This window comes from Lonsdalea iberica (genome assembly GCF_002111585.1).
GTDB classification, from domain to species: Bacteria; Pseudomonadota; Gammaproteobacteria; order Enterobacterales; family Enterobacteriaceae; genus Lonsdalea; species Lonsdalea iberica.
The window spans coordinates 1-735 of record NZ_LUTP01000124.1 but is presented as its reverse complement, the minus strand read 5'-3'; the positions used below and the strand labels follow the sequence as shown (position 1 = coordinate 735).

Genomic DNA, 735 nt, shown 5'->3' with positions numbered 1-735 from the left:
GCCGTGGCGACAGGGAAAAAGGAGAGGGATAACGTGGCAAGCATGACCGGGCTTCAGTTTACCGTAACGATAGGCGCACTGCCGGAGAGCACCTTCTCGGTGGTGGATTTTCAGCTGGACGAAGGGCTGAACCAGCCCTTTGCGCTGGGGTTGTCGCTGGCGAGCGCGCTGCCGGCGATGGACTTCGGCGCGGTGCTGGACCAGCCGTGCGAGCTTTGGTGTGGTACGACGGCGAGCTGCAGCGGCGGGTGAGCGGTATCGTCAGCGAGTTCGGTCAGGGCGACACCGGCTTTCGCCGCACCCGTTATCAGGCGGTGGTGCGTCCGGCGCTGTGGCGGCTGGGGCTGCGCACCAACGCCCGCATCTTCCAGGCGCAGAAGCCGGAGGAGATTATCAGCGTGCTGTTGCAGGAGGCGGGTATCACCGACTTCGCCTTTGCGCTGCGTAACGAGCACGCCCAGCGGGAATACTGCGTGCAGTACCGCGAGAGCGACCTGGCGTTTATCGACCGTCTGGCGGCGGAGGAAGGGCTGTTCTACTTCCACGAATTCGAGGCGGGCAAACACCGGGTGGTGTTCGCGGACGACGCGGTGGCGCTGGTGAAAGGCCCGGACCTGTTCTTTAACCTTGCCAGTCAGGGCTTGTCGGAAGGCGCCTACGTGCGGCAGTTCAGCTACCGGGAAGCGGTGCGCACGGCGGAGGTAGAGCTAAAAGACTACAGCTTCAAGACCCCGG

Annotated in this window: 1 pseudogene; it reads left to right on the top strand. The window is 64.1% G+C overall.

Annotated elements, in window-relative coordinates:
* Positions 1 to 33: 33 nt before the first annotated feature.
* Positions 34 to 735: pseudogene (tssI, locus tag AU511_RS17025) on the top strand (type VI secretion system tip protein TssI/VgrG); the annotation flags it as partial.